27 protein-coding genes are annotated in these 25,824 nt (G+C 74.8%); 16 read left to right on the forward strand and 11 right to left on the reverse strand.

Annotation, left to right across the window (positions count from 1 at the left end):
- Window positions 1-44 precede the first annotated feature (44 nt).
- The 5 genes from ACIP4P_RS27040 to ACIP4P_RS27060 all read left to right on the forward strand — a co-directional run bounded on the left by ACIP4P_RS27040 (window position 45) and on the right by ACIP4P_RS27060 (window position 4,858).
- The gene (locus ACIP4P_RS27040; protein ID WP_400922674.1) at window positions 45-1,019 is read left to right on the forward strand and encodes an LLM class flavin-dependent oxidoreductase; all 975 of its coding nucleotides are present in this window, start codon (window positions 45-47) and stop codon (window positions 1,017-1,019) included.
- Window positions 1,016-1,630, forward strand: a complete 615-nt coding sequence (locus ACIP4P_RS27045; protein WP_400922677.1) for a flavoprotein — start codon at window positions 1,016-1,018, stop codon at window positions 1,628-1,630. The genes ACIP4P_RS27040 and ACIP4P_RS27045 overlap by 4 nt, the downstream gene beginning before the upstream one ends.
- The gene (locus tag ACIP4P_RS27050) at window positions 1,627-2,574 is read left to right on the forward strand and encodes a hypothetical protein (RefSeq protein ID WP_400922680.1); all 948 of its coding nucleotides are present in this window, start codon (window positions 1,627-1,629) and stop codon (window positions 2,572-2,574) included. The genes ACIP4P_RS27045 and ACIP4P_RS27050 overlap by 4 nt, the downstream gene beginning before the upstream one ends.
- Before the next feature lie 62 nt (window positions 2,575-2,636).
- Window positions 2,637-2,939, forward strand: coding sequence for a transposase (locus ACIP4P_RS27055; protein ID WP_400922683.1), 303 nt, complete (start codon window positions 2,637-2,639; stop codon window positions 2,937-2,939).
- Window positions 2,940-3,058: 119 nt separating this feature from the next.
- Entirely contained in the window at window positions 3,059-4,858 is a 1,800-nt protein-coding gene (locus ACIP4P_RS27060; RefSeq protein WP_400922686.1) for an ABC transporter ATP-binding protein, read from the forward strand.
- An 85-nt stretch (window positions 4,859-4,943) separates the two neighbouring features.
- Here ACIP4P_RS27060 and ACIP4P_RS27065 read toward each other — a convergent pair whose 3' ends face one another.
- On the reverse strand, window positions 4,944-5,561 hold the full coding sequence (locus tag ACIP4P_RS27065) for a MarR family winged helix-turn-helix transcriptional regulator (RefSeq protein ID WP_400922689.1): 618 nt from the start codon (window positions 5,559-5,561) through the stop codon (window positions 4,944-4,946).
- 312 nt (window positions 5,562-5,873) lie between these two features.
- On the opposite strand from ACIP4P_RS27065, the gene ACIP4P_RS27070 reads away from it, so the two are divergent.
- The 3 genes from ACIP4P_RS27070 to ACIP4P_RS27080 all read left to right on the forward strand — a co-directional run bounded on the left by ACIP4P_RS27070 (window position 5,874) and on the right by ACIP4P_RS27080 (window position 8,644).
- Window positions 5,874-7,076 (forward strand): cytochrome P450, encoded by a 1,203-nt coding sequence (locus ACIP4P_RS27070; protein WP_400922692.1) that lies wholly within the window; start codon window positions 5,874-5,876, stop codon window positions 7,074-7,076.
- 144 nt (window positions 7,077-7,220) lie between these two features.
- Window positions 7,221-7,418: a ferredoxin gene (locus ACIP4P_RS27075; protein WP_350513784.1), complete on the forward strand. Its 198-nt coding sequence runs from the start codon at window positions 7,221-7,223 to the stop codon at window positions 7,416-7,418.
- Entirely contained in the window at window positions 7,415-8,644 is a 1,230-nt protein-coding gene (locus ACIP4P_RS27080) for an NAD(P)/FAD-dependent oxidoreductase (protein ID WP_400922696.1), read from the forward strand. The genes ACIP4P_RS27075 and ACIP4P_RS27080 overlap by 4 nt, the downstream gene beginning before the upstream one ends.
- On the opposite strand, the gene ACIP4P_RS27085 is transcribed toward ACIP4P_RS27080, so the two are convergent.
- Window positions 8,637-9,095 (reverse strand): tautomerase family protein, encoded by a 459-nt coding sequence (locus ACIP4P_RS27085; RefSeq protein WP_400922699.1) that lies wholly within the window; start codon window positions 9,093-9,095, stop codon window positions 8,637-8,639. The genes ACIP4P_RS27080 and ACIP4P_RS27085 overlap by 8 nt on opposite strands.
- A 181-nt stretch (window positions 9,096-9,276) precedes the next feature.
- Here ACIP4P_RS27085 and ACIP4P_RS27090 point away from each other — a divergent pair, with 181 nt between their 5' ends.
- A complete protein-coding gene (locus tag ACIP4P_RS27090) occupies window positions 9,277-10,374 on the forward strand; it encodes a chemotaxis protein (protein WP_400922701.1) in 1,098 nt (365 codons plus the stop codon).
- Window positions 10,375-10,404: 30 nt separating this feature from the next.
- On the opposite strand, the gene ACIP4P_RS27095 is transcribed toward ACIP4P_RS27090, so the two are convergent.
- Entirely contained in the window at window positions 10,405-11,049 is a 645-nt protein-coding gene (locus ACIP4P_RS27095; RefSeq protein WP_400922704.1) for a CatB-related O-acetyltransferase, read from the reverse strand.
- Between the two features lie 140 nt (window positions 11,050-11,189).
- On the opposite strand from ACIP4P_RS27095, the gene ACIP4P_RS27100 reads away from it, so the two are divergent.
- From ACIP4P_RS27100 to infA, 3 genes are all read left to right on the forward strand, one after another.
- The gene (locus tag ACIP4P_RS27100) at window positions 11,190-11,792 is read left to right on the forward strand and encodes a TlpA family protein disulfide reductase (RefSeq protein ID WP_400922707.1); all 603 of its coding nucleotides are present in this window, start codon (window positions 11,190-11,192) and stop codon (window positions 11,790-11,792) included.
- A gap of 196 nt (window positions 11,793-11,988) precedes the next feature.
- Window positions 11,989-12,780 carry a GNAT family N-acetyltransferase gene (locus tag ACIP4P_RS27105; RefSeq protein WP_400922710.1) on the forward strand — a complete coding sequence of 264 codons (792 nt, stop codon included), beginning with the start codon at window positions 11,989-11,991 and terminating at the stop codon, window positions 12,778-12,780.
- Window positions 12,781-12,872: 92 nt separating this feature from the next.
- Window positions 12,873-13,097, forward strand: coding sequence for a translation initiation factor IF-1 (gene infA / locus ACIP4P_RS27110; protein ID WP_350513777.1), 225 nt, complete (start codon window positions 12,873-12,875; stop codon window positions 13,095-13,097).
- Between the two features lie 190 nt (window positions 13,098-13,287).
- Here the strand turns inward: infA and ACIP4P_RS27115 are convergent, their stop codons facing one another.
- Window positions 13,288-14,301 carry an AraC family transcriptional regulator gene (locus tag ACIP4P_RS27115; RefSeq protein ID WP_400922822.1) on the reverse strand — a complete coding sequence of 338 codons (1,014 nt, stop codon included), beginning with the start codon at window positions 14,299-14,301 and terminating at the stop codon, window positions 13,288-13,290.
- A 218-nt stretch (window positions 14,302-14,519) separates the two neighbouring features.
- On the opposite strand from ACIP4P_RS27115, the gene ACIP4P_RS27120 reads away from it, so the two are divergent.
- Window positions 14,520-15,074, forward strand: coding sequence for a YcxB family protein (locus ACIP4P_RS27120; protein WP_400922714.1), 555 nt, complete (start codon window positions 14,520-14,522; stop codon window positions 15,072-15,074).
- A gap of 6 nt (window positions 15,075-15,080) precedes the next feature.
- On the opposite strand, the gene ACIP4P_RS27125 is transcribed toward ACIP4P_RS27120, so the two are convergent.
- Both ACIP4P_RS27125 and ACIP4P_RS27130 read right to left on the reverse strand, forming a co-directional pair.
- Window positions 15,081-17,312: an MMPL family transporter gene (locus tag ACIP4P_RS27125; RefSeq protein ID WP_400922717.1), complete on the reverse strand. Its 2,232-nt coding sequence runs from the start codon at window positions 17,310-17,312 to the stop codon at window positions 15,081-15,083.
- Between the two features lie 133 nt (window positions 17,313-17,445).
- Window positions 17,446-19,479: an NHL repeat-containing protein gene (locus ACIP4P_RS27130; RefSeq protein WP_400922720.1), complete on the reverse strand. Its 2,034-nt coding sequence runs from the start codon at window positions 19,477-19,479 to the stop codon at window positions 17,446-17,448.
- A 250-nt stretch (window positions 19,480-19,729) separates the two neighbouring features.
- Between ACIP4P_RS27130 and ACIP4P_RS27135 the strand changes: the two genes are divergently transcribed.
- Both ACIP4P_RS27135 and ACIP4P_RS27140 read left to right on the forward strand, forming a co-directional pair.
- Window positions 19,730-20,611, forward strand: coding sequence for an SAM-dependent methyltransferase (locus tag ACIP4P_RS27135; protein WP_400922723.1), 882 nt, complete (start codon window positions 19,730-19,732; stop codon window positions 20,609-20,611).
- A 158-nt stretch (window positions 20,612-20,769) separates the two neighbouring features.
- Window positions 20,770-21,309: a hypothetical protein gene (locus tag ACIP4P_RS27140; protein WP_400922726.1), complete on the forward strand. Its 540-nt coding sequence runs from the start codon at window positions 20,770-20,772 to the stop codon at window positions 21,307-21,309.
- 7 nt (window positions 21,310-21,316) lie between these two features.
- On the opposite strand, the gene ACIP4P_RS27145 is transcribed toward ACIP4P_RS27140, so the two are convergent.
- Window positions 21,317-22,024: a hypothetical protein gene (locus ACIP4P_RS27145; protein ID WP_400922729.1), complete on the reverse strand. Its 708-nt coding sequence runs from the start codon at window positions 22,022-22,024 to the stop codon at window positions 21,317-21,319.
- 260 nt (window positions 22,025-22,284) lie between these two features.
- Between ACIP4P_RS27145 and ACIP4P_RS27150 the strand changes: the two genes are divergently transcribed.
- A complete protein-coding gene (locus ACIP4P_RS27150) occupies window positions 22,285-23,376 on the forward strand; it encodes a VWA domain-containing protein (protein WP_400922732.1) in 1,092 nt (363 codons plus the stop codon).
- A gap of 24 nt (window positions 23,377-23,400) precedes the next feature.
- Here ACIP4P_RS27150 and ACIP4P_RS27155 read toward each other — a convergent pair whose 3' ends face one another.
- From ACIP4P_RS27155 to ACIP4P_RS27170, 4 genes are all read right to left on the reverse strand, one after another.
- Window positions 23,401-23,679: a hypothetical protein gene (locus ACIP4P_RS27155; RefSeq protein WP_400922735.1), complete on the reverse strand. Its 279-nt coding sequence runs from the start codon at window positions 23,677-23,679 to the stop codon at window positions 23,401-23,403.
- A 92-nt stretch (window positions 23,680-23,771) separates the two neighbouring features.
- Window positions 23,772-24,686 carry a hypothetical protein gene (locus ACIP4P_RS27160; protein ID WP_400922738.1) on the reverse strand — a complete coding sequence of 305 codons (915 nt, stop codon included), beginning with the start codon at window positions 24,684-24,686 and terminating at the stop codon, window positions 23,772-23,774.
- A gap of 46 nt (window positions 24,687-24,732) precedes the next feature.
- Complete coding sequence (locus ACIP4P_RS27165; protein ID WP_400922739.1) at window positions 24,733-25,059, reverse strand: hypothetical protein; 327 nt, start codon at window positions 25,057-25,059, stop codon at window positions 24,733-24,735.
- 218 nt (window positions 25,060-25,277) lie between these two features.
- Complete coding sequence (locus tag ACIP4P_RS27170) at window positions 25,278-25,694, reverse strand: hypothetical protein (RefSeq protein ID WP_400922741.1); 417 nt, start codon at window positions 25,692-25,694, stop codon at window positions 25,278-25,280.
- Window positions 25,695-25,824: the final 130 nt, after the last annotated feature.

A 25,824-nucleotide genomic window follows, 5' to 3' on the forward strand; every position in this document is an offset into this window, starting at 1 on the left:
ACCGCGCCCCGACCACCCACACCACCACGAGAGGGACCAGGGCCATGCCCACGACCAGCATCTTCTACCCCGTCATGCCCGCCGAGATGGGATCGGTGGCCACCTACGCACGCCTCGCCGAGGCCACCTCCAGCCGGCGCCTGTGGATGGGCCAGTCGCTCAACATCGAGACCCACCACGTCTTCGCCGCCCTCGCCGGCATGGGCATGGACCTCTCCTACGGCACCGCGGTCACCGTGATGCCGCTGCGCCACCCGCTGACCGCCGCCGTCAACGCCCGGTCCGTGGCGACGGTCTCCGGCAGCCCCTTCATCGCCGGCATCGGACCCGGCGCGGCCGCCCTGCAGACCAACATGCTGGGCGCCCCCTACCGCCGGCCGATCGCCGCCACCCGCGCCTACGCCACCATGATGCGCACCCTGCTGGACGGCAAGGCGGCCGTCCAGCCCGACGGCGAATGGGCCACCACCGGCCTGGAACTGCCCGAAATCGCCTCCCCGCCGGTGGAGTTGGGACTCGGCGTGCTCCGCGAGCCGATGGCCCGCCTGGCCGGGGAACTGGCGGACTGGGCCATCACCTGGCTCACCCCGCCCGCCTACCTGCGCGAGCGGCTGACCCCCGCCATGGCCGAGGCCGCGCGCACCGCCGGCCGCACCCCGCCGCGCACCGCCGCCGTCGTCCAGTGCGCCGTCCGCCGCCCCGGCCGGGACCTGGCCGAGATCGCCTTCCACGCCGCCCGCAACCACCTGTCCACACCGCACTACACCGCCATGCTCAACCAGGCCGGAGTGCCCGTCGACCGGCACGACCCGCGCACCGGCGCGGCCCTGCTCGTCGAACACGGGGTGGTCGTCACCGGAACCCCGCAGGAGATCGCCGAACAGCTCGCCCGCTTCCACGCCGTCGGCGTCACCGAGGTGGTCGTCAACGTCGGCGGCGTGCACATCGCCGAGGGACCGGGCGCCGCCGCCCGCGACCTCACGGCGATCCTGGCCGCGGCCGAGGAGCGCGGCCTGTGACGACCGCCACCCCCGCGCCCGCCGCGGACACCCCGCCGCCCTTCCGCGCCCGCCGCCTGCTCTACGTCGCCACCGGCGGCATCCAGGCCATGTTCACCCCGATGTGGCTGTCCTGGCTGCGCACCGGCTACCCCGACCTGGAGGTCCGCACGGTCCTCACCGCCGCCGCCCGCCGCTTCGCCGGCACCACCGCCATCGCCGCCGCCGGCGGCCGCGGCCTGCCCACCATCGACCAGTGGCCCGCCGAACCCGACCGCGCGCTGCACGTCGAACTCGCCGACTGGCCCGACGCCGTGGTGGTCCACCCCGCCACGATGAACTTCGTCGCCCGGCTCTCCCAGGGCCTGGCCGACACCCCCGCCCTGCTGGCCCTGCAGTGCACCGCCGCCCCCATCGTGGTGTGCCCCGCCCTGCCGCCCGGCGGCACCCGCAACCCGGCCTACCGCCGGCACGTCCTGGAACTGTCCGAACGCGAGAACGTGAGCGTGCTGCCCCCCGTCCACGGGGTGAGCCTGTCCACCGGAGCCGCCGACATCGGCACCGCCGCCCTGTTCCCGCACGCCATCGCCGCCCTGGAGGACCTGCGCGCGGCAACGGAGGCCACCGCATGACCACCGCCCACCGGCCCCGGCTGCTGGCCCAGTTCGGCACCGGCCGCCAGCTCACCCGGATCACCGAGACGGCCCCGGACACCGTCCGCTGGCAGCGCACCCCCGGCCCCCAGCACCCCGACCCCTACCGGCCCGTGCCCGCCGACGTCACCGCCGCGCTGCACGCCGCCGACGGGCCGCCGGTGGCCTTCGCCACGCCGGACACCGCCGAACCGGACCGGTACGCCTGGGACGTCAACGGCCGCCGCTCCCTGGGCGAGCTGGTGGAATCCGGCCGGGCCGGGCAGCACACCGACCTGCTCCGGGACACCGCCGGACACCTCGGCCGCCACCTGCGCCGCCTGCACGACCACGCGCACGGCCGCGACTGGTCCCACCACCCGCGCCCCGGCGGCCCGCTGCGGCTCGCGGCCTGGCTGCGCACCGGGCGCGGGCCCCGGGCCGCCACCGGCTTCCGCCACCTGCTGCACAGCCGGCTGGGCCCCGCCGCCTTCGCCCGGCTGACCGAGCACACCGACCGGCTCCTCACCCCCGACCCGGGGCGGGACACCCTGCTGCACGGCTGGTTCTCGCTGGGCTCCGTCGTGCTGGCCGACACCCCGGACGCCCGGCCCGCCGCATCCGTCCTCTCCGGCCCCGAGGCCGCCGTCGGACGGCCCGAGACGGACGCGGCCTGCCTGCTCGGCGAACTGACCGAGTACCGGATGGCCGCCCACCGCGCCGGACTCGACTGGTCCTGGCTCGACCCGGTCGGCGCCGCGTTCCTGGCCGGCTACGGCGAGGGCCTGGACCCCGGCCTGCTGGCCGCCGCCGTCACCGTGCGGGTGGCCACCCACGCCTGCGACTTCGCCTGCTACGTCGGCTGGGACGCCCAACTGCACGGCTACGTCCCGATGCTGGCCGAACTCCTCGACCTCCCGGAGGCCGGCGCGGCGGCCCGCTGAAACGCCCGTGCCGGACCCCGCACCAGACCAGCCACCCCGAGCATCCGGAGGGCCGTCCGTCCATGCCGCGCCAACCCGTCGTCCCCGCCGAAGCCAAGGTGCAACTCGTCCTCGACCTGCTCGCGGGACGCACCACCCTGTCCGCCGCCGCCCGGCGGGCCGGGGTGTCCGCCCAGGCGGTCTCCATGTGGCGCCGCCAGTTCATCGCGGCCGGCCGGGACAAGCTGCAGCCCGCCACCGGCCCCTCCCGGGCCTCCCGCCGCGAACGCGAACTCCTCGCGGAGATCAGCGGGTTGAAGACCGCGCTGGGGGAGGCCCACCTGGCCCTGCGCACCCCCGGCCCGCGCCGCCCGCCGCTCGTCTGACACCCCCGCCGCTGGAAAGACCGTCGCTGACACCCCCGCCGCTGGAAGGCCCGCTGTTCGAGAGCCCGCCGCCCGCCCCGGCGCCACCGCCCGCCCCGAGCCCGGAAGAGGAACCCGCCATGCCCCGCAACCACGCCGCCGACCCGCCGCGCACCCCGCCGCACCCCGAACGCGCGATCCGCCTGCGCCGCGAACTCCTGGCCGGCCGCGGCCAGTTCGCCGCCGCACTGCTGTTCGCCCTGATCGCCACCGCGGCCGCGCTGTCCGTCCCCCTGCTGGTCCGGGAGATCGTCACCGACTTCGCCCGGCACGAGTCACTGGTGACCCCGGTGGTGTGGATGTGCGTGGCCGCCGTCGGCGGGGCCATCGGCCAGGCCGTGGCCGGCTACCTGATCTCCCGCACCGGCGAGCAGCTGGTCATGCGGCTGCGCACGCGCATCATGGAGCACACCCTGCGCCTGCCGCTGTCCACCGTCCGCGCCGAGGGCGCCGGGAACCTCACCACCCGGATCACCTCCGACGCCCTGCTGCTGCGCCAGGTCGTCGACGTCGGCGCCCAGGTGCCGCTGGCGGCCCTGACCGTGCTGTTCACCCTGGTGGTGATGGTGTGGATCGACTGGGTCCTCACCCTGGTGACCGTCGGCGCCCTGGGGCTGGTGTCCATGGTCTTCACCGTGGTGCTGTCCCGGATGCGCGCCAACTTCGCCGTCCAGCAGACCGCCATCGGGCAGATCACCCAGCGCTTCACCGCCGCCCTGCTCGCCCTCACCACGATCAAGGCCTACCGCGCCGAGCCGATCACCGCCCGCTCCCTGGAGCAGGAGGCGGACGACCTGCGCAAGGTCGCCCTGAAGGGCTCCCGGCTGGAGACCCTGGTGCCCTCCCTCACCGCGCTGGCCAACCAGGCCGCCATGATCGCGGTGATCCTCACCGGCGGCTCGCGGATGGCCTCCGGCCGGCTGGGGATGGCCGACTTCGCGGCCTTCCTGCTGTACCTGGTGCAGACCCTGGCCCCGGCCACCGCGCTGAGCACCGCCTTCGGCCGCCTCCAGGCCGGCCTGGCGGCGCGCGACCGCTGCAACCAGCTGCTGGCCCTGGCGCCGGAGGCCGAGGCCTCGGCCGGCCTGCCCGTCCCGCAGACCCGCCCGCACGCCCCGGGCCTGGTGTTCGACCGGGTCTCCTACAGCTACGACGGCGCCACCGGCAGCACCCTCGACGAGGTCTCCTTCACCGCCGAACGGGTCGGCCTGACCGCCCTGGTGGGGGCGTCGGGCGCCGGGAAGTCCACCGTGCTCGCCCTGACCGGCCGCTTCATCGACCCGTCGGCCGGCACCGTCGAGGTGCTCGGCCACGAACTGGCGGCCTGGCCGCTGGACGCCCTGCGCACCAAAGTGGCCTACGTGGACCAGGAGTTCACCCTGCTGGAGGCCACCGTCCGGGAGAACCTGCAACTGGGCCGCACCACGCCCGCCGACGACGGCGAGCTGACCGCCGTCCTGGAGGCCGTCGGCCTGGCCCAGGACGTCGCCGCCCTGCCCGAGGGGCTGGACACCCCGCTCGGCCGGGAGATCAACCTCTCCGGCGGCCAGCGCCAGCGGATGGCCCTGGCCCGGGTGCTGCTCTCCGAGGCCGACATCGTCCTCCTCGACGAGCCCACCAGCCAGCTCGACGGCCTCAACGAACAGCGCTTCCGCGCCCTGGTCGACGACCTGGCCATGACCCGGGCCGTCATCGTCGTCGCTCACCGGCTGTCCACCGTGCAGCACGCCGACCGCATCGTCGTCATGGGCGCCGGCCACGTCGTCGACGCCGCGGACCACGCCACCCTGGTCGACCGCTGCCCCGGCTACCGCGAACTCGTCGCCGCCCAGGCCATGTCGGCCCCCGCCCCGCTGCGCACCCCGCTGCCCGTCGGCTGACCGCCGCACCGCGCCGCCCCGTCCCGCACCGCCCCGTCCCGTCCCGCGCGCCCCGCCCGCTCCGGCGACGGGGCGCGCGCGGGGTTCAGGACCCGCCGGCGGGCACCCGGTGCGCCGCGGCCGTCCCCGCGCCCGCCGTCCCCTCCACGCCCGCCGCCTCCGCCGGCCCGTCCGCCGCCGGGGGAGTGCCGTCCTCAGCGAGCATGGTGCTGCGCACCCGGTGGACGTAACGGTCGATCAGATGGTTCAGCACGCCGACCGTCGCGGCGACGTCCGGCTCCGGAACACCGTCCAACGCGCTGGAAAGGCCGATGATGTTGGCCTGTTTGAATCGGTCGAGCATCGCCCGCCCGTCGGCCGTGAGCGCCACCTGACGGGCCCTGCGGTCCTGCGCGTCCGGGGTGCGCGCCACCAGCCGCTGGCTCTCCAGCCGGTCGATCTGCCGGGTGACGTGGGAGGGCTTGACCATCAGCCGGGCGGCCAGGTCGCCCACCCGGCTGGCCCCGTCCGCCTCGGCCAGCGCGCGCAGCAGGTACACGTCCGAGCGTGCGGCCGTGATGCCGGCCCGGGCGGTGCGGCGCTCGTGCTCCTGGGAGCGGGTCAGCAGGTAGGCCAGCGAGGCCAGGACGGCCTCCAGGTCAGCGGTAGCGGTCCGATCATCTGCGGTCCGATCGTCTGCGGAATCGTCTGCGGCGTCCGACATGGACGAACTGTAGCGAGCCGGTGCGCGCCACCGCTGCGGGGCCGGGGGAGGGCCGGGTTTCGGACAGATTCGCCGTCCACCCGGTGGGGCCTTTCGCCGACACGGACCGAGAGTTAGCGTGACGGTGAGTTAGTTGCTTTTGGCACATAAATTCCCCGGGCCTGCGCCACCACACCGCACGCCCGCACGGCACCGCACACCCGCACGACCCCCACATGCCGCACAGGCCCGCCCGTACGGCACCGCACACCCGTACGGCACCCGGCAACCCCGGCACCGCCAGCACCCCCAGCTCCGCGAAGGGAGCCCCTGATGGCCACCGCCGCACAGACCCCCCGCTTCACCCACCCCGCCGACCGCGGCACCTGCCCGTTCGCCCCGCCGCCCGCCTACGAGCAGGCCCAGCAGGAGGAGCCGATCAGCCGCATCTCCCTCTGGGACGGCTCCACCACCTGGCTGCTCACCCGCCACCAGGACATCAAGGCCGTCCTGGCCGACCCCCGCTTCAGCTCCGACGCCACCCACCCCGGCTTCCCCTTCCTCAGCGCCGGCGCCCGCCAACTGGCCACCGGCCAGCCCACCTTCATCCGAATGGACGACCCCGAGCACGCCCGGCTGCGCCGCATGCTCACCGGCGAATTCATGATCAAGAAGGTCGAGGCGCTGCGCCCCGAGATCCAGCGCATCGCCGACGAGCTGATCGACAAGATGACCGCCGACGGCCGCACCCACGCCGACCTGGTCCGCGACTTCGCCCTGCCGCTGCCCTCCCTGGTCATCTGCCTGCTGCTCGGCGTCCCCTACCAGGACCACGACTTCTTCCAGGAGTGCAGCCGCGTCCTGCTGCGCCGCGAGTCCCCGGCCGACGAGGTCGCCGCCGCCCAGGCCCGCCTGGTCGACTACCTGAACCGCCTCACCGAGACCAAGCGCACCCACCCCGACGACGGCATCCTCAGCCGCCTGGTCGAACGCGGCGAGCTCAACACCGAGGAGATCGGCGCGATGGGCCGGCTCCTGCTGGTCGCCGGACACGAGACCACCGCCAACATGACCGCGCTGTCCGTCCTCGCCCTGCTGCGCAACCCCGACCAGCTCGACCACCTGCGCCGCCACCCCGAGGCCGTCCCCGGCGCGGTCGAGGAACTGCTGCGCTACCTGACCATCATCCAGTCCGGCCTGACCCGGGTCGCCACCGAGGACGTCGAGGTGGCCGGAACGACGATCCGGGCCGGCGAGGGCGTCATCTGCATGGTCAGCACCGCCAACCGGGACGAGAACGAGTTCCCCGGCGGCGACGCACTCGACCTCACCCGCGACGCCCGCCGCCACCTGGCCTTCGGCTTCGGCGTCCACCAGTGCCTGGGCCAGCCCCTCGCCCGGCTGGAACTGCAGATCGCCCTCGACACCGTGCTGCGCCGACTGCCCGAACTGCGCCTGGCCGTACCGTTCGAGGAGATCCCCTTCCGCGCCGACATGCTCATCTACGGCGTCCACGAGCTGCCCCTCGCCTGGTGACCCCCGGGCCCGGCGCGGGCCCGCACCCGACCCACCACCGCGGGCCCGCGCCGCGCCCCCCGGGCGTGCCCGACACGCCCCACCCACCACCGGGTTCGCCCCACCACCGTCCGCCCCAACCGGCACCCTCCGAAGGGAACCCCCATGCTCGTCCGCATCGACCAGGACAAGTGCTGCGGCGCAGGATCCTGCGTGCTCGCCGCCCCCGACGTCTTCGACCAGCGCGACGAGGACGGCATCGTCGTCCTGCTCGACGCCCGCCCGCCCGCCGAACTCCACCAGGCCGTCCAGGACGCCGCCGCGGTCTGCCCCGCCGCCGCGATCACCCTGGAGCAGGTGTGACCGCTGTGCGCGAGGTCGCCGTCGTCGGCGCCGGCGCGGCCGGACTGCACGCCGCCGAGGCACTGCGCCGGGCCGGCTACGACGGCCGCCTCACCCTCATCGGCGCCGAGGGCGAACTCCCGTACGACCGGCCGCCGTTGTCCAAGCAACTGCTCGACGGCCAGTGGCAGCCCGGGCAGCTGACGCTGCGCACCCCCGAGGCGCTCGCGGAACTGCGGCTCGACCTGCGCCTGGGGGCGGCGGCCGAACGCCTGGACCGCGCCACCCGCACCGTGCACCTCGCCGACGGCGGCCGGGTGCGCTGCGAGGCCGTCGTGCTGGCCACCGGCGTCCGCCCGCGCCGGCTGCCCGGCGCCGAAACCCCCCTCCCCGGCGCCCACGTGCTGCGCACCCTGGCCGACGCCCTCGCCCTGCGCGCGGAACTGCGCCCCGGCGTACGGCTGTTGGTGGTCGGCGGCGGTCTGCTGGGCGCCGAGGCGGCGGCCACCGCCGTCGGCCTCGGGGCCGAGGTGACCTGGCTGGTCTCCGCCGCCGCCCCGCTGGCCGCCGTGCTGGGCACCGACACGGCCGCCCTGCTGACCGGCCTGCACCGCGACCACGGGGTCCGGATCCACCGGGGCGCGGCCGCCGCGGTGGTCGAGCGGGGCGGCCGGGCGGTGGGCGTGCGGCTCGCCGACGGTTCCGAACTGGCCGCCGACGCCGTGCTGACGGCGATCGGCTCGCGGCCGGCCACCGAGTGGCTGGCCGGCAGCGGGGTGCCGCTGGAGGCGGACGGCGGCGTGGCCTGCGACGCCCACTGCGCCGCCGGCCCCGGCGTCTGGGCGGCCGGCGACGCGGCCGCCTGGCCCGACCCGCGCACCGGCCGCCGCCGGCGCCTGGAACAGCGCACCAACGCCACCGAGCAGGCCCTGTGCGCCGCCCGGAACCTGCTGGCCGGCCCGGACGGCGCCCGCCAGGTCTACGACCCGGTCCCGTACCTGTGGAGCGACCAGTACGGCCTGCGGGTGCAGGCCTTCGGCAGCCCCGGCGGCGCCGATCGGTTCGAGGTGGTCGACGGCAGCCTCGCCGAGCACCGCTTCGCCGCCGCCTGCGTACGGGAGGGCCGGGTCACCGGCGCGGTGGGCATCGCCGCCGCCCGGGCCCTGCGCGCCCTGCGCGCCCGGGTCGCGGCCCACGACCCCTGGCCGCCCGCCGACCGGCCGCAGCCCGCCGCGGCCCTCAGCTGACGGGTCGTACGCCCTCCCCGCCCCCGTCCGGGAGGGCGTACGACCCGTCCGACCCGTCCGGCCCGTCGGCCGGGGCGTACTGGGCCAGCCCCTCGCCCAGCGACCAGTCCGCCGGGCCGTTCTCCGTCAGCACCACGAACACGTTGCGCGGCTCGGTGCCCGCGTACTCCCGCGCGAGCTCGGCGATCCGGCGGTACAGCGCCCGCTTCCGCGCGTCCGTGCGCCCGGCCCGCAGCGCGACGGCCACGTACACGATGCCCTCGTCGCGCCGCACCCCGAGGTAACCGCCGTAGCGCAGCGCGCCGTTGACGCCGTCGTGGTCGGTGAGCACCTGGAAGTGGTCGTCCGGCGGGATCCCGAGCGCCTCCACCAGCGCCTGGTGCACGGCGCGCCCGAGGGCGTCCAGCCGCTGCGGGCCGGCCCCCCACGTGTCGATGCGGACGAACGGCATATCCCGACTCCCTCCGAGAACCCCAACTGTACCTACCAGTAGGTACAGTCTCGGGTGACCCTGGGGCAAGGGCTGGTCCGGCGAGCTGGTGTACAAATCGCTACATTGGGGACATTTGGCATCTGTGCCAGGCACCGTGCGTCCACGCAAAGAAGGCCGAGCGCCTTCGGAAAGGGTCCCCATGCACCCCGCCCTCAGCCCCGCCGTCCTCGCCGAACTGCGCCGGCCCCGGCCCTACCCGGCGGTGTCCATCCTGATGCCCACCCACCGCCGCGAACCGGACAGCACCCAGGACCCGGTGCGGCTGCGCAACCTGCTGGCCGAGGCCAAGGAGCGGATCCAGGCCGACCCCGAGGTCTCCCGTGCCGACCGGATCGACGTCGTCGGACAGCTCGACCGGGCCCTCGCGGAGGTCGACCTGGTGCACGCCGAGGACGGCCTCGCCATCCTCGCCGCGCCCGGCGAGCACCAGATCTGGACCTTCGCCCGCACCGCCCCCGCCCGGGTGGTCCTGTCCGACACCTTCCTCACCCGCAACCTGGTCTCCGCCCAGGCCGCCGAGCGCCCCTACTGGGTGCTCGCCGTCGCCGCCGACCGGGCCGTGCTGTGGGGCGGCAACCAGGAGCGGGTCACCGAGGAGAAGATCCACGGCTTCCCGCTGACGCGCACCTTCGACAACCCCGACCCCGAGCGCCGCGAGCGCATCGGCGACACCCCCAGCACCTTCCGCGACGAGGAGACCAAGACCTTCCTGCGCCAGGCCGACACCGCGATCGGCAAGGTGCTGGCCGCCGACCCCCGCCCGCTGTACGTGGTCGGCGACGCGCCCGCCCTGGCCCTGCTGGACGCGGCCGGCCCGATCACCAAGGAGGCCACCGCCCAGATCCCGCACGGCGGCCTGGCCCAGGCCGACGTCGAGACCGTCCGCAAGGTGGTCGAACCCGCCGTCCGCGCCCACGCCGAGCAGGAGGTCACCGACACCCTCGCCCAGCTCGACAAGGCCCGCGGCCGCCAGGAGTTCGCGGCCGGCCTCGACGAGGTCTGGCAGGCCGTCGGCCAGGCCCGGATCGCCCGCCTGGTGGTCGAGGAGAACCACCGCGCCACCGTCCGCGACGACGGCGAGCACCTCGTCCCCGCCGAGGCCGGCGAGACCGGCGCCCGGGAGGACATCGTCGACGAGGTCATCGAACGCGCCCTGGACACCGGCGCCAAGGTCACCTTCGTCCCCGACGGCACCCTCGCCGACACCCACGGCATCGCCGCCGTCCTGCGCCACTGACCCGGGGCCCCGCCGCGCCCGGGCCCGCGTTCACCGCCCGGGCGCGGCGGCCTCCAGCTCCTCGACGCTGCCGGACATCACGGTCCGCAGACGGCGCGTCAGGTGCTCCACCGGCCAGTCCCACCACGCGACCGCCAGCAGCCGTGCCACCTGCTCCCCGTCGTAGCGCATCCGGAGCACCCGGGCCGGGTTGCCGCCGACGATCGCGTAGTCGGGGACGTCGGAGGTGACCACCGACCCGGCCGCCACGATCGCCCCGTGGCCGATCCGCACCCCCGGCATCACCGTCGTCCGGTACCCCAGCCACACGTCGTGGCCCACCACCGTGTCCCCGCGCCCCGGCAGCCCGGTCAGCAGGTCGAGGTGCTCGGCCCAGGCCCCGCCCATGATCGGGAACGGGAAGGTCGACGGCCCGTCCATCCGGTGGTTGGCCCCGTTCATCACGAACCGCACCCCGGTGGCGAACGCGCAGAACTTCCCGATCACCAGCCGCTCCGGCCCGTAGTGGTAGAGCACGTTGCGGGTCTCGAACGCCGTCGGGTCGTCCGGGTCGTCGTAGTACGAGTACTCGCCCACCTCGATCAACGGCGAGGTCACCAGCGGCTTGAGCAGCACCACCCTCGGCTGCTCGGGAAACGGGTGCAGCACCCCCGGATCGGGCACGACGGGAACCACCGGGCCACCTCCTCCTGTTGAACGGACTCCTGCGGGCGAAGACGTCGGGACCGACGCCGGACCATGATCCACCATGCCCCGCGCGGAGCTTGACGCACCCTCATGATCCACCGCTCCACCGTCCGTGCGAAGCTTCGTGCATGGCCGTCCACGAACCATGCCCCCGTCCCCGCCGCACCGCCCTGACCGCCGCCGTGCTCGCCGCCGCCGTGCTCCTCACGGGCTGCTCCACCGGCGGCTCCGCCGACACCGGCGCGCACTTCGTCACCGAGAAGGGCACCAGCATCGGACGGGCCGGTGCCGCCGAGCGCCGGGGGGCGCCCGACGTGTCGGGGCGGACGCTGGGGGAGAGCCCGGCGAAGCTCTCCGACTACCGGGGCAAGGTCGTCGTCCTCAACATCTGGGGCTCCTGGTGCGGCCCGTGCCGTACCGAGGCGGGCTCCCTGGAACGGCTCTGGCAGGCCAACCGGGACAAGGACGTGCAGTTCCTCGGCATCAACACCCGCGACCAGGACATCGTCAACGCCCAGCAGTTCGAACAGGAGCGGGGCGTGACCTTCCCCAGCATCTTCGACCCGGCCGGCACCCAGCTGCTCAAGTTCCCCCCGGGCACCCTCGACGCCCAGTTCCTCCCGACCACCCTGGTGGTCGACCGTCAGGGCCGCCTCGCGGCGCGCGCCTTCGGCGGCCAGAGCTACGACGCCCTGGAGTCCATGCTGCAGCCCGTCCTCGCCGAGCGGTAAACCGGTTGGGCCGTAAACCGGTTGGGCCGGTGCGCCGGGGGCTGCTACGGTCTGCGCAGCCGTGAGAGAAACGCGAGGAGGTGAGACCCATGAAGGCTGGATCCGGGTGGGTGCTCCCCCTTGTCGTCACGGTGGGCGATTGACGTTGGTGTCGCCCGGGAGCGCCTCAGACAAGGCACTTCCGAAAGGCAACACCGTGAACTCCGCGCATTCCCCCCGGGGCGACCACGCCCCCGCCGCCGTCACGCGCGTCTCGGACACCGAGTGGCAGGCCGTCGCGGACGGCCTGGTGGTCGGCCGCGGCGACGCGTCGCGCCGGCCCGACGGGCGGCTGTTCGTCAGCGTCGACGCATGGCAGGAGACGGTCTTCGACCGGCTCGCCGACGCGATGCGGGCCGACCTGCCCGAACCCCTGCACACCGTGGCCGACGAGGCCGACACCGAGGCGGTGTCCGCCTGGCGGCGGGCCGGCTTCACGGCCGCGCGCCGCGAGTGGGTCCACCTGGTGCCCACCGACCCGCAGGTCACCGGACTGGCCCGGACGCGGCCCCCGGAGGGCGTGGTGATCCTGCCCGCCGGCCGGGCCGAGGAGGGCCCGCTGCGGGAACTGGAGCACGTCGTCCGGGCGGAGGTGGAGGCCGGCGCCGGCTGGCCGGCGATGCCGGCCCAGGTGCTGCCCCGCCCGGCCGGGGCCCTGGTGGCCGACCCCTCGAAGTACGCGGTGGCCCGTCAGGGCGGGCGCTACGTGGGCCTGATCCGGGTGTCACCGCCGCGCCGGCCGCGGATCGGCCTGCTCGCGGTGCGCGCCGAGCTGCACCGCCGCGGCATCGCCCGGGCGCTGCTGGCCCACGCGCTGGAGGAGCTGCACCGCGGCGGCACCGCGACGGCCTGGGCCGAGGCGGCGGAGTCCAACGGGGCCGCCCTGGCGCTCCTCGAAGGCATCCACGCCCGCCGTACGGGCAGCATCCTGGAACTCGTCCGCCACTGACACCGGCCGCAGCCGACCGCCGCAACCGAGGCAACCGCCGCAACCGAAACAGCCGAAACAGCCGAAACAACCGAACGAAGAGGTCGAGGACCATGACCAAGACAGCGAACGGCATCGAAGTGGAGGGCACCGTCATCGAGTGCCTGCGCAACGCCAACTTCAAGGTGGAACTCCCGAACGGGCACATCGTGCTCGCCCACATCAGCGGGAAGGTCCGCAAGAACCACATCAAGATCCTCCCGCACGACCGGGTGCTCGTGGAGCTCAGCCCCTACGACCTCAGCCGTGGCCGGATCCGCTACCGCTACCGCGGCTAGCGGTCGGCGGCTGACAGTCGGCCCCGATGGCCCGGCACGCTCCCCCGTGGCGTGCCGGGCCACCGGCACACCGCCGCGCCAGGTCGAACGGCCCTGGCGTATCGCGGTGTACCTCGTGGAGGATGCCAGGACGGCGGCCCGCGGTGTTGGCACTGCGTCTCCGCTTCCTTGGCATTGCGTCCACGGCCCGTCACGCGCCGCCCGGACGGCCGCCGGCCAGGGCCTGTTGCCGGTGTTCGCGGGGTGAGAGGCCGTAGGCGGTGCGGAAGGCGCGGCTGAAGTCGTCGGCCCGGGCGAAGCCGCAGCGGGCGGCGACGGTCTGGACGGGGGTGGTGCGCCGGGTGGGGTCGGCGAGTTCGCGGTGGGCCTGTTCCAGGCGTCGTTCGCGGATCCAGGCGGCCAGGGTGCGGCCCTGCGACTGGCAGGTGAAGACCCGGTGGAGGTGGCTGACCGAGACGTGGTGGGCGGCGGCGATCACGGCCGGGGTGAGGTCGGGGTCGTGGAGGTTGCGGCGCACGAAGGCCCGGACCTCCTGGGCCAGGGCGAGGTGGCGGGCCTCTTCGGGCAGGACGGCCTCGGCCTCCAGCTCGCGGGCCAGCCAGGCGGCCACCAGGTCGACCGTCACCGCGCCCATCCGGGCCGCCTCGTCCGGTCCCAGCGCCGCGGCCTGCCGGTCCAGCCCGAGCAGGAACTGCGACAGCAGCGCCGCCGAGCCCGCCCGCACCGAGAACCCCAGGCCCAGCACCTCGCGCAGCCGCTGCGGCGGCAGCGGCAGCAGCGCGGCGGGGAAGTCGATGCCCACGGCCTCGGTCCGGCGTTCCGGACGGCCCGGGGCCGGCACCCCGAGGGCCCGCACGTCGTACGGGGTCGAGCTGTCGACCAGGTACAGGTCGCCGCGCCCGAAGGTGCGGGTCCGGTCCCCGGCGCCGCGGGTCAGCGCCAGCCCGCCGTCCAGCGGCATCGTCAGGTGGTACACCTCCGGGTCCGTGCGCCGCACCAGGGCGGCGGTGCGCCGGAAGCGCGTCGGCGGGAACGAGGACCGCAGCAGGGTGACCGGCCCCAGCTCCAGGCGCCGCATCTCCGCCCGGAAGTCGTCGGCGTGGACGCTGGTCATGTCGCTGGCCCGGGTGCGCGCGAGCAGCTCCCGCCAGCAGTCGAACCGTTCCCTCACGGGCACGCCCTCGCCCCGGAACACGCTGCCGATCGTCGCGGCTCCCGTCGCTGCGGCCACCGTCCGGCCCTCCCTCGCACTGATCCCCTGCCCCGCCCCGGCACGGCCGGACCGTCGACCGTAACCGATCCCGCCGCGCGGCCCCCCGCCGGGCCCCGGGGCGGGCCCGACGGCGGACGGGGCCGACGCACCGCTTTGCGAACCCTTTGCTAGCATCCGCCGCACCGAAGAAGTGGATCAAGGGAGCAGCGGTGGAGCAGGACCGGACGGAGCTGGCGTACACGCCGACGGGGGAGGACTTCCGGGAGGCCTTCGCCGCCCAGGCGCGGCACACCACCGTGGGCCGCGCGGTGCGGATCGCCTGGTGGGCGGCGGCCGGCTTCGCCGTGCTCGGCTGCGCGACGGACCTGGCGGACGGCCGGGTGGAGGCGGCGAGCGCGCTGCCGGCGGTCGTGCTGGTGACGCTCGCGGCGCTCGCCCCGCGGCTGCAGGTGCGGTCGGCGCGGCGGCGGGTCGCCCGGCGGGGGCCCCGCACGGTGCTGGTGGACGGCACCGGGGTGAGCGTCGTCGACGGGCGCGGCACCGTGGCCCTGCCCTGGGCCAGGGTGCCGCGCCTGCTGGAGACGGAGAACCTGTTCCTGGTGCTCAACCGCAGCGGCTCGTGCCTGATGGTGCTGCCCAAGCGCGCCGCCGCCGACCCCGCCGCGCTGCGCGCCCTGCTCGCCCGGCACACGACCGCGGTCCGCCCGCCCGCGCACCTGGGCACCGACGCCGGGGCGGCCGGGCCCGGCAGGCAGGGGAACTGACGCCCGCTACGCCCGCTCGCCGGTGCCCTCGGTGTCGATGTGCGGCAGGATCCGGTCCAGGAAGCGCGGGGTCCACCAGGCGGCCGGGCCGAGCAGCGTCAGCACCGCCGGGACCAGCAGCAGCCGCACGATCGTGGCGTCCACCAGGACGCTGACGGCCAGCCCCAGGCCCATCATCTTGATCACCACGTTGTCGCTGACGATGAACGCGGCGAACACGCTGACCATGATCAGCGCGGCGCAGGTGATCACCCGGGCGGTGATCTCCAGGGCGTGCGCGACGGAGTCCTGGCTGTGGCCGGTGCGCAGCCAGGCTTCGTGGACGCGCGAGAGCAGGAAGATCTCGTAGTCCATGCTCAGCCCGAAGACGATCGCGAACATCATCATCGGCACGTAGCTCTCGATCGGGACGGTGCCCGCCACGCCGAGCGCCGGCCCGCCCCAGCCCCACTGGAAGACCGCCACCACGACCCCGTACGAGGCCGCGATCGACAGCAGGTTCAGCACCGCGGCCTTGACGGCGACCAGCAGGCCGCGGAAGACCACGAGGATGATCAGGAACGCCAGCGCGACGACCACCGCGATGATCAGGACCAGCCGGCCGGAGACGATGTCCAGGAAGTCGACCTGGGCCGCGGTGGTGCCGGTGACGTAGGTCTTCGCGCCGGTGCCGGCCACCGCGTCCGGCAGCACGGTGTCCGACAGGCGGTCCACCAGCTCGGTGGTGGACCGGTCCTGCGGGGCGCCCGCCGGGATGACGGTGGCGAACAGCACCGCGCCGTCCGGGCTGGTCTGCACCGGCGTGCTGGAGGCGGCGCCGGGCAGGTGGGCCAGGGCCTGCTGCACCGCGCCCTGCACGCCCGCCCGCGCCCCGGCGGGCACCGCGCTCTGGTCGACGACCGCGGTCAGCGGCGCGTTGGCGCCCGGGCCGAAGGCCTGGGCGACCAGGTCGTAGGCGCGCCGGTCGGTGAAGCCGGTGGGGTCGGCGCCGTCGCCGATGTGGCCCAGCTGGATCGAGAACAGCGGGATCGACAGCACCCCGAGCGCCACCACCCCGGCGACCAGGTACCGCCACGGGCTCGCCTCGACCCGCCGGGCGTAGCGGTGCCAGCTGCCGCCGCCCTCCCCGCCGCCCCCGGCCTCGGCGATCGGACGGCGCACCGCGAAGCGGTCCATCCGCGTCCCGATCAGCCCCATCAGCGCGGGCAGCAGGGTCAGCGCGCCGAGCACCGCCGAGACCACGGTGACGGCCGCCGCCGCGCCGAGCTTGGCGATGAAGGAGATGCCCGACACCGACAGCCCGGACAGCGCGATGATCACCGTGCAGCCGGAGACCAGCACCGCCCGCCCGCTGGTGGCCACCGCCTGGCCGGCGGAGGCGACCGGGTCCACGCCGTCCATCAGGTTCTGCCGGTGCCGGGTCAGCAGGAACAGCGCGTAGTCGATTCCCACCCCGATGCCGATCATGGTCGCCAGGGTCGGCGCCACGGTGGCGAAGGTGGACAGCGCCGCGACCAGCCCCAGCACCCCCAGCCCCACCACCGCCGCGATCAGCGCCGTCAGCAGCGGCAGCCCGGCCGCGATCGCGCTGCCGAAGCCCACCAGCAGCACCACCACCGCCACCGCGAAGCCGATCACCTCGCTGGAACGGTCGTCCGCCGGCGGACGCGCCAGCTCGCCCAGCGGGCCCCCGTACTCCACCTGCACCCCGGCCGCGCGCAGCGGGGCGACGGCGGCGTCCACCCCGCCCAGGTAGTCACGGCCCAGCAGCGCGGGCATGGTGTCGAAGCGCACCGTGATGTACCCGGTCAGCCCGTCGGGCGCCAGCGGCCCGCCCGGCACGGCCCCCTGCCCGGGCGGCGGCAGCGGGCTCTGCACCGACAGCACGTGCGGCAACTGCTGGAGCGAGGCCACCGCCTGGGCGATCTGCGGCTGGAACCCGCCCAGCTGCGCGGCGTCGTGCAGCACCACCTGCGAACTGGTGCCCGCGGCGGCCGGCTCGTGCGCCAGCAGCACGTCCCGGCCCTGCTGCGCCTGGGTGCCGGGCAGCGAGAAGTCGTCCGAGTAGGTGCCGCCGAAGGCCCGGTTCGCGGCCTGGACACCGGCCAGGGCGACGATCCACAGCACGACGACGACCAGGCCGTGGCGCGCGCACCACTCGCCCAGCCGGCGCAGGCCCGAGCGCCGGGCGGGCGGCGGCGCGGAAGCCGGGAGGACGCGGCGGGCGGACGGCGGCATGGACGGCTCCCGGGGTCTCCTGCGCGGCGGTGCGCCGAACCGGCGCAGTGTTCCCGCGGGTATGGGCCCACCCGGCCGTACCGGCGGGTAGTCGCCCCGACGGCCCCGGGCGCCGTCCCCGCCCCGGGACGGGTCAGCCCCCGCCGAGCCGGGGCGCGGCCACCGGCGCGGCCGCCCCGACCAGGACGACCAGCTCGTGCCCGCCCGGATTGGCGGGAACGGGGACGGTGCGCCAGTTGTTGGCCAGCCAGACGTTGCCCGAAGGGTCGATCTGCACACCGGTGTTGCGTTCCAGCCCGTCGCTCGTGTACCCGGTGCCGGGCGGCGAGATCGGCTCACCGGTGCGCACCCCGGGCGGACACGCGGACAGGTTTACCCCGCACAGCCGGGCGACGCGGTGGCCGCCGAAGTTGGCCACCCACACGGTGTCGTCCCCGTCGACGGCCACGCCCCAGGGCAGGAACAGGCCGCCGCCGGTGAAGGGTTCGGCGGGCGTGCTCCCGTCCGGCCCGATCATGGTCACCGAGGCCCCCGGACGCGGGCCGTCCTCGCCGGCCAGCGCGGCCGCGAGGTCCGCCGCGGTGCTGTCGCCGCAGGGCACCGGCAGGATGCCGCTGTTGCCCACCCAGGCGTTGCCCCGGCTGTCGGTGGCCACCGCGAGCGGGCGGCGCAGACCGGCGCCGGTGACGGTGCGCTCCACGGTCCCGTCGGGGGCGAGGACCTGGACGCTGTCGCTGCCGTTGCCGGTGACCCACAGCCGCCCGGCCGGGTCGACGGCGGCGCCGAAGGGCTTGTGCAGCCCGGGAGTCGCGATCTCCCTGGCCTGGGTGGCGTCGCCGTCCGGGATCCGGGCCACGCCGTCCGTACCGCAGTTGGCGACCCACACGGTGCCGGCCCGGTCGGCGGCCATCCCCTGGGGCTGGACGATCCCGGCGCCGCGCCAGCCCTTGGGCGGGGACAACGGGGTGCCGTCCGGGGCGAACTGGGAGACGCTGCGCTCCAGCGGCTTCGGGTCGACCGGGCAACCCGTGCCCTGGAAACCGAAGTTGGCGACCCAGGCGGTGCCCCGGGCGTCCACGGTGACGCCGAATCCGGCGCCGTACAGGCCGCCGCCCCGGTAGGGGGCGCCGGGGGCGTCCCGCCCGTCGGGGGTGAACCTGAGCACGGCGTCGCCGCCGCAGACCGGGACGCCCGGGTCCGGGCCGTAGCGGTAGTTGTTGCTGACCCAGGCGTTGCCGTCGGCGTCGAAGGCCAGGTTGCCGGGGCCGTCCAGCTCGTGGCCGTCGCCGTCGTAGCGTAGCGCCACGGTCCAGGCGTCGGGGGCGGCGGACAGTGCCGGCCGGTAGCGCTCGGCGGTGCCGGCCAGCGCGAACAGCGCGGCCACGTCGTGGCCCGGGTCGCGGGCGATGTCCACGGCGGCCCGCAGGGTGTCGCGCGGCCGCTCCCGGCCGGGGCGCCGGGCCAGGTCCAGCAGCCGGTCGCAGGAGCCGCCGGTGGTGTCGTCGACACAGGAGGCCAGCAGGTTCGCCAGGGTGTTGAACTCGGCCAGGGTGGAGGTGAGTTCACCGTTGGGCGGGGCGGCGAGCAGCGCGGCGACGCCGCCGGTGCCGGTGTCGGCCAGGTTGTGCGCGACGGCCGCCGCGTTCGGCAGCCCGGGGGAGGGGCCGGCCACCCCGTCCGGGCCGGTGAACCGGGCCAGGGCGTAGGCCGCGGCCACGGTGGTGCGCTCGTTGACGACGAGTTCGGGCGGGGCCCCGGCACCGCTGAGCACCGCCGCGAGCGCCACCGGCCCGTCGGCCTCCCACCCGCCCGCCCCGTCCGGAGTCCGACGCTCGCCGCCTGCCCCGGCGCCGCCCGCCCCAGGGCCGACGCCGGCCAGCACGTACAGCACCGCCCGCGGGTCGCGCGGACGCCGGTAGTCCAGGACGAACCGCCCGTCCGCCCCGCCGCGCGCCCGGGCCAGCACCCGAGGCCGCCCGCCCTCGCCCTGCCCGGCCTGGTACAGCGTCACCTCGGCCCCGCCGAGCGGGACCTCACCGCTGCGCACCACCCCGCACTGCCCCTGCGCCTCCCACCCGGCGGGGAGCGCCGGGGCGGCGCGCGAGGGCCCGGCGACGGGCAGGGCCAGCAGGGCGGCGGTCAGCAGGACACCGCGGCGTCGGCGCACGGGGACTCCGTTCGGCGAGGGGGGAACCGAGGGGGAACTCCTGACTGCCACATCCCCGCGCCACCCGCACGCGACCTGCCGCCCGACGCGACGGAAGATGCCCGGTACGGCCGAGCCCCGGCCCTCGCCCTCGCCCCCGTCCCCCGTTCCCGCCCCCCGGCCCGGAGGGGACCTCGGCCGTCTTCCCGCGCCCCACCGACGAGTTGGCTAGACTGCCCCGGTCCGATGATCTGATCACGAAGGGGCGCGGATGAGCACGGAAGACGCCGGGGCGCAGACCTGGATGACCGCGACCGGGCCCGACCCCGACGAGCCGCCCGCGCCGCAGATACGCCAGGACATCCCGCACAGCGCCCGGATGTACGACTACTTCCTCGGCGGCAAGGACAACTTCGCCGTCGACCGCGAAGCCGCCGAGCGGGTCCTGACCGTCTTCCCCACCATGCGCACCGCCGTGCGGGCCAACCGCACCTTCATGCACCGCGCCACCCGCGCCCTCGCCCGACGCGGCCTGTGCCAGTGGCTGGACATCGGCACCGGCATCCCCACCTCGCCCAACCTCCACGAGGTCGCCCAGAGCGTCGAACCACGCGCCCGGGTCGTCTACGCCGACAACGACCCCGTCGTCCTGGCCCACTCCCGCGCCCTGATGACCAGCACCCCCCAGGGCCGCACCGCCTACGTCCACGGCGACGTCCGCGACCCCGCCTCGATCCTGGCCACCCCCCAGGTCGCCCAGACCCTCGACCTCACCCGCCCGGTCGTGCTGTCGATGGTCGCCCTGCTCCACTTCGTCCCGGACCTCGACGACGCCCACGCCATCGTCAAGCAGCTCCTCGACCCGCTGCCGGCCGGCTCCGCCCTGGTCCTCTCCCACGCCACCGCCGAACTCGACCCGCCCGGCGCCACCAAGGTCCAGGAGATCTACAACCAGGCCGGCACCTCCCTGAAGCTGCGCCACAAGGCCGAGTTCGCCACCTTCTTCGAAGGCCTCGACCTCCTCGACCCGGGCATCGTCCCCGCCCACCGCTGGCACCCGGACGGCACCGACGACGACACCACCGGCCTGCTGCCGGACAGCGTCACCGACGCCCAGGTCTCCTTCTACGCCGGGGTCGCCCACAAACGCTGACCCGGCCACGGCGCCCGGCCCCGCGTCAACACCCCGGCCGGCCCGGCCTCCCGTCCGGGTGACACCGGGGCGGTTCCGCCCCCGGACCCGGCCCCCGTCCGCTCTCCTGGAACGGCCGACGGAACCCGCCGTCGCCACGCCCCGGAGAAGGAGCCCCCGTGTCCTCGCCCTGCGACCCCCAGTACGCTCCCGCCGGCGACGTGAGCGCCGCGCTCATGGTCATCGACTCCCGGCTCAAGGCCCTCTACGACGGCCGCACCGGGACCGACCCCGAACACCGCGAGATGGTCGACTACCTCGTCGCGGCCACCGGCCCGGAGGAGTTCGCCGCCCTGCTGGAAGGCGCCTGCACCCTCGTCTACCTGTACATGAACTGGCTGCGGGCCGCCCACGAGGAACACGGCAAGGACGTCATCGAGTACGTGGTCCCCACCCTGGTCGCCACCATGCGGATGATGCCCAGGACCTTCCGCCCCGAGGTCGTCCCCACCATGGCCGGCCTGCTCGTCGCCGCCGGCACCGGCCTGAGCCCCAGCCTGTGGCGTGCCCAGTACGGGCCCTGGACCGAGGAGGAGATGAACCCCCTGGAAGCCACCGCCACCCTGGTCGCGGAGTACGTCAACCGGGTCGCCGGCGGCGACCAGGAGTTCGCCACCCGCCTGGTCACCGACGCCCTCTCCCTGGCCGACGAGCAGTGACCCCCGCTCAGCCCGCCGAGGGGTGAACCGCCCGGTACGCCGTCACGGCGGCGGGCAGGACGGCCTCCACACCGGCCAGCGGCTTCTGGTCGACCACCTTGTGGACCGTCAGGATCACATCGCCCTCCCGGACGAAGGCCACCTCACTGACGAACGGATCCGTACCGCCGGGGAAGAGTGAGGCGACCCGCAGCACCAGGCCCTCGTCCCCCGGCAGCCCCGGATCCTCCGTGGACAGGGTGTCCTGCTCCGAGGTGCCGTCCGGGAAATCCGTGGTGTAGGTGGGGCAGCGCCGCACCGCACCGCGCAGGTCGGCCATCGCGGCGGCCGCCTTGCCGGGGCCGTACCGGTCCAGTGTCTCCTCACCGAACCAGTCGATGCCGTCGGCGTCGGCGGCGGGGCCCTTCAGGCCGACCGACACGTGCTCCTGGCTCGGGGTGTGTGTCGGCAGCAACTGCGTCACCGTGAGCTCCGTGCACGGCATCGACGCGATCGGCTCGCCGGGCGCGCGGCGGCGGGGTGCGGGGGAGACGTCGGGCAGCAGCTCGAAGCCGGCCGGCAACCGGGCGGCCGTCAGCAGCGCGTCGTGCAGCGTCGGCAGCGGAGTCGGCGCCGCACCCGCCGGACCACCGCCCGCCGGACCGCCACCGGAACACCCCGCCAGGGCCGCCCCCACCGCAAGACCCACCACCAGCGCGACAGCACGAAGACGCACCGGACACCCCCCTCGACCGTTCGTGAACCCGCGCATCCTCCCATACGGCGCACCGCCCGCCGTCGCCGGACGACCACCCGGTACGGACCGCCGCCCCGACGCATTGTCAGTGCCCGCCCGTAGAGTGGAAACCACGCTGAAGGGAACGCCGAAAGGCCCCGCGAAAAGCACCGCGCAACGCACCGCGTAATCCATTACGCAATGCACCGCGAAATCAGTGTGGAATCACCGCGAATTGACGCCGGAACCAGGGGAGAGCCATGTCCGTGAACAGGATCAAGCACAAGGTCAACCACGTCTCCCTCGTGGTCGACAGGTCCGGCTCGATGCGCCAGCACCAGTCCCAACTCATCCGTGTCGTCGACGAGTTCGTCAAGGGGCTGCAGGAGGAGTCGGACCGCCTCGGCCACGAGACCCGGATCAGCCTCTACGCGTTCGACCACGAAGTGCAGAACCTGGTCTGGGACATGGACGTCAAGCACCTGCCCTCGCTGCGCGGCCTCTACCAGGTCGACAACGGCGCCACCGCCCTCATCGAGGCGGCCGTCAAATCCGTCGACGACCTCAAGAACATCTGGGAGGGCTACGGAGAGCACTCCTTCCTCCAGGTCGTCGTCACCGACGGCGAGGAGAACGCCTCCGGCTTCTCCCAGAACGGCCAGATGCACATCCGGATGAACGCGAGCCAGGGCACCGCCGTCCTGTGCGGCTGGATCGGGCGCATCCGCGACGCCATGGACGCCCTGCCCGACCACTGGACCTCCGCCATCCTGGTCCCCAACTCCCTGGCCAAGCGCACCGCCCAGGAGTACGGCTTCCCCGCCGGCAACATCGCGATCTGGGACGCCGACTCCAGCAAGGGCGTCGAAGAGGCCATCGGCACCGTCAAGTCCGCCGCCACGAGCTTCCTGCGCGGCCGCGAACAGGGCGTGCGCGGCACCAGGAACCTCTTCGCCATGGGCCAGGACCTCAGCACCGCCGACGTCAGCGCCAACCTCGACGCCCTCGACGCCGGCAAGTACATCCTGGTCCCGGTCGACCAGGCCACCCCCATCCGCGAGTTCGTCACCAGCGCCGGCCACCCCTACAAGACCGGCTGCGCCTTCTACGAGCTCTCCAAGCGCGAGAAGATCCAGGGCAACAAGCAACTCGCGGTCGCCGAGAAGGACCCGGCCACCGGCCGGATGACCGGCCGGGTCTTCTCCGGCCCCGCCGCCCGCCGGCTCCTCGGCCTGCCCGCCGCCGAGGCCACCGTCAAGCCCGGCGACAACGCCGCCTACACCGTCTTCGTCCAGTCCACGTCCGTCAACCGCAAGCTCGTCCCCGGCACCAAGCTCCTGGTCATGCTCTAGGGACCGGCGCCCGGCCCGCGGTCCTCAGCCGAGGTCCCGGCGCACCGCCGTCAGGACGTCGGGCGGCAGATGCGGCCCGCCCTCGGCGACCAGCCACCGTTCCAGGACCCGTCCCGGGTCGCGGAGACGGCGCGGCGGGCCGTCCGGGCGGCGGACGCTCACCAGTCCGCCGGCGACGGTGATCGCGGCGTCGGCCTCCTCCGGCGAGGTCCGCACCAGCAGCCCGCGGTAGCCGAGCCCGCCGTCCGCCGGCCCGCCGCCCGGCGCCGGGGCCGGGGTCAGGGAGGCGATCCGGCGCCCCAACTCCGCGGCCGCGGCGGGTGTCAGCGGGTAGCGGGGGTTGGGGCGCCCGCTGTAGAGGTCGACCTCGACGGTCGCAGCGGGCCGGCGGGCCGTCAGCGGATCCGCCGGCGCTGGCTGTCGCAGCCGTAGAAGTAGCCGCAGAAGATGGTGTACGGCCCCCGGTCGGCCTTCTCCGGGTCGTAGATCACGTGCCCGCTGTTGTCGACGTTGCGGGCCGGCGTCGAGCCCGGCTTGTGGCCCCAGAAGCCCTCCTTCTGCTTCCGGTACCAGTGGAAGTCCCCGCCGCCGGGGATCACCACCAGCGCGGTGAGGTAGCGCGGCTTCGCGGTGTCGGGGAAGCAGTCGAAGCGGTGGTGCATCCCGTCGCACAGCGAGGCGCGGGTCATCTCCTCGCAGGTGATCCGGCTGTACATGTGGCCGCAGCCGCGGCCGGGCTGGGCGAAGGTGTTGGTGCGCCAGTTGCTGGCGTAGTTGTAGCAGTTGTTGTGGGCGCGGACGTTGGCGTCGTCGTTCCAGAAGCCGGGGTTGAACGCCCCGAACTCGATCTGGCAGGTGACCTCGGGCTGTTCGGCCGCGGTCCCGCCCGCCGGCTCGGCCCGGTCCGCGGCCGAGACCCGGCCGCCGCCCGCCAGCTGCCCGAGCAGGAAGTCCCGGAAGGACTCCTCGACCGGCGGCGTCTGCCCGGCGAACCCCTCGGGGGCCGCCTGCCAGGGCGCGAGGGTGATCAGCCGCTCGGCGACCTCGGCGGTGCGCCCGGCGGGCGCCTGCGCGCCCGCCGGGAGGTAGAGGCGGGAGCCCAGGCCGAAGTCGCGCGCGAGCTCGTCGTCGAAGGCCTCCAGCCAGAACCCGCGCAGGCCCAGTCCGCCCGTCGGCGCCTCGGCGGGGACGGTGAACAGCTCGCGGTCCCGGGTCAGTTCGCGCAGGGCCGCCCGGGCCCGGGCCTCGTCGGTGAGGTCCGCGACCGGGTCGGGCCGGCCGGAGAAGACGTCCGCGGTGATCCTCAGCATGGGTCCCGTTCTCCTTGTCTACCGGTACTGGTTCACGGCAACTCGCTTACAGGAACTCGACGAAGAACGGCCCGCCGTTGGTGGGGAAGCTCCTCGTCGTGTGGGGCTCCATCGAGGTGAAGAGGACGTGGCACCCGAAGGAGCGGTACAGGAACGCGGGGGTGTCCGTCTCGTTGTCGACGAACGAGGCCCCGTTGGAGATCGGCAGGCAGCGGCCGTTGGGCGGGTCGAAGATCTCGCCGTTGGTCCCGTCCTGCGAGACGAAGGTGAACGCTCCGGTGGCGGCCTGGGCGCTGGTCGCCGTGCCGGTGAGCAGCAGGAAGGCCGCGGTGACGGTCACCGCCGCCCGGCCCACGTGGGTGAGTGCGCGCATCGTGCACTCCTTTCCGCCGCCTCGGTGCCCCCGGTTCCCGGGGGCGGAGGACCGCTGCGGCCACCCCATGCTGTCGGCGGCCGGGGGAGGAGGGGGTTCCCGAACCGGCGGAAGCGGCGCAGAACCGCCTGAACAGCCGCCTGAACGGCCTCCTGAGCAGTCGCCCGCCGGCCCGCCCGCAGGCGCGGCCGGGCCGACAGGGCGCGGGTGGGCGCGGGTCAGCGCACGGTCACGGTGAACACGGGCGAGGCCGTGGCGCCGCTGACGATGCGCAGCTCGTTGAGGCCCTTGATGCCGAGCTTGACGCGCAGCGCGTAGGAGCCGTTGTGGGCGGTGCGCACGGAGGCGGGCAGGCTGACCCACTTGCCGTGCTGCTTCTGCTGCAGGGTCACCGTGCTGCCGGCCTTGAGGCCGGTGGTGGTGCCGGTGACGTGGAAGTCCTCCCAGGCCCGGACGGAGGTGACCGAGGGCTTGGCGGTGATGGTGGCGTGTGCGGCGGCCTGCTGCCCGGCGGACGCGGCGGACGCGGAGACGGTGGGGGTGGCGGCCACGGCGGTGCCCGCCAGGCCGAGGGAGAGCACGCCGAGGGTGGCCACGGCGGCCAGACGCAGGGAGTTCCGCTTGGAGACGATCACAGGAGTACCTCTTCCACGGGGAGGTGCCTGCCCACGCGGCCCGGCCGGTGCCGTGTGGGCGCTGTCCCTCTCAAGGACGTTCTCATCCCGCTCTCAGGTTGTGGACGGATCGTCACCATCCTGTAACAGC

The organism is Kitasatospora sp. NPDC089509 (assembly GCF_044749365.1).
Taxonomy (GTDB): domain Bacteria; phylum Actinomycetota; class Actinomycetes; order Streptomycetales; family Streptomycetaceae; genus Kitasatospora.

Bases quoted from the DNA above. Each gene is read 5' to 3' on its own strand.
- ACIP4P_RS27040 (WP_400922674.1), top strand. From the start codon at position 45: ATGCCCACGACCAGCATCTTCTACCCCGTCATGCCCGCCGAGATGGGA.
- ACIP4P_RS27050 (WP_400922680.1), top strand. From the start codon at position 1,627: ATGACCACCGCCCACCGGCCCCGGCTGCTGGCCCAGTTCGGCACCGGC.
- ACIP4P_RS27055 (WP_400922683.1), top strand. From the start codon at position 2,637: ATGCCGCGCCAACCCGTCGTCCCCGCCGAAGCCAAGGTGCAACTCGTC.
- ACIP4P_RS27060 (WP_400922686.1), top strand. From the start codon at position 3,059: ATGCCCCGCAACCACGCCGCCGACCCGCCGCGCACCCCGCCGCACCCC.
- ACIP4P_RS27065 (WP_400922689.1), bottom strand. From the start codon at position 5,561: ATGTCGGACGCCGCAGACGATTCCGCAGACGATCGGACCGCAGATGAT.
- ACIP4P_RS27070 (WP_400922692.1), top strand. From the start codon at position 5,874: ATGGCCACCGCCGCACAGACCCCCCGCTTCACCCACCCCGCCGACCGC.
- ACIP4P_RS27075 (WP_350513784.1), top strand. From the start codon at position 7,221: ATGCTCGTCCGCATCGACCAGGACAAGTGCTGCGGCGCAGGATCCTGC.
- ACIP4P_RS27085 (WP_400922699.1), bottom strand. From the start codon at position 9,095: ATGCCGTTCGTCCGCATCGACACGTGGGGGGCCGGCCCGCAGCGGCTG.
- ACIP4P_RS27090 (WP_400922701.1), top strand. From the start codon at position 9,277: ATGCACCCCGCCCTCAGCCCCGCCGTCCTCGCCGAACTGCGCCGGCCC.
- ACIP4P_RS27100 (WP_400922707.1), top strand. From the start codon at position 11,190: ATGGCCGTCCACGAACCATGCCCCCGTCCCCGCCGCACCGCCCTGACC.
- infA (WP_350513777.1), top strand. From the start codon at position 12,873: ATGACCAAGACAGCGAACGGCATCGAAGTGGAGGGCACCGTCATCGAG.
- ACIP4P_RS27125 (WP_400922717.1), bottom strand. From the start codon at position 17,312: ATGCCGCCGTCCGCCCGCCGCGTCCTCCCGGCTTCCGCGCCGCCGCCC.
- ACIP4P_RS27135 (WP_400922723.1), top strand. From the start codon at position 19,730: ATGAGCACGGAAGACGCCGGGGCGCAGACCTGGATGACCGCGACCGGG.
- ACIP4P_RS27150 (WP_400922732.1), top strand. From the start codon at position 22,285: ATGTCCGTGAACAGGATCAAGCACAAGGTCAACCACGTCTCCCTCGTG.
- ACIP4P_RS27160 (WP_400922738.1), bottom strand. From the start codon at position 24,686: ATGCTGAGGATCACCGCGGACGTCTTCTCCGGCCGGCCCGACCCGGTC.
- ACIP4P_RS27165 (WP_400922739.1), bottom strand. From the start codon at position 25,059: ATGCGCGCACTCACCCACGTGGGCCGGGCGGCGGTGACCGTCACCGCG.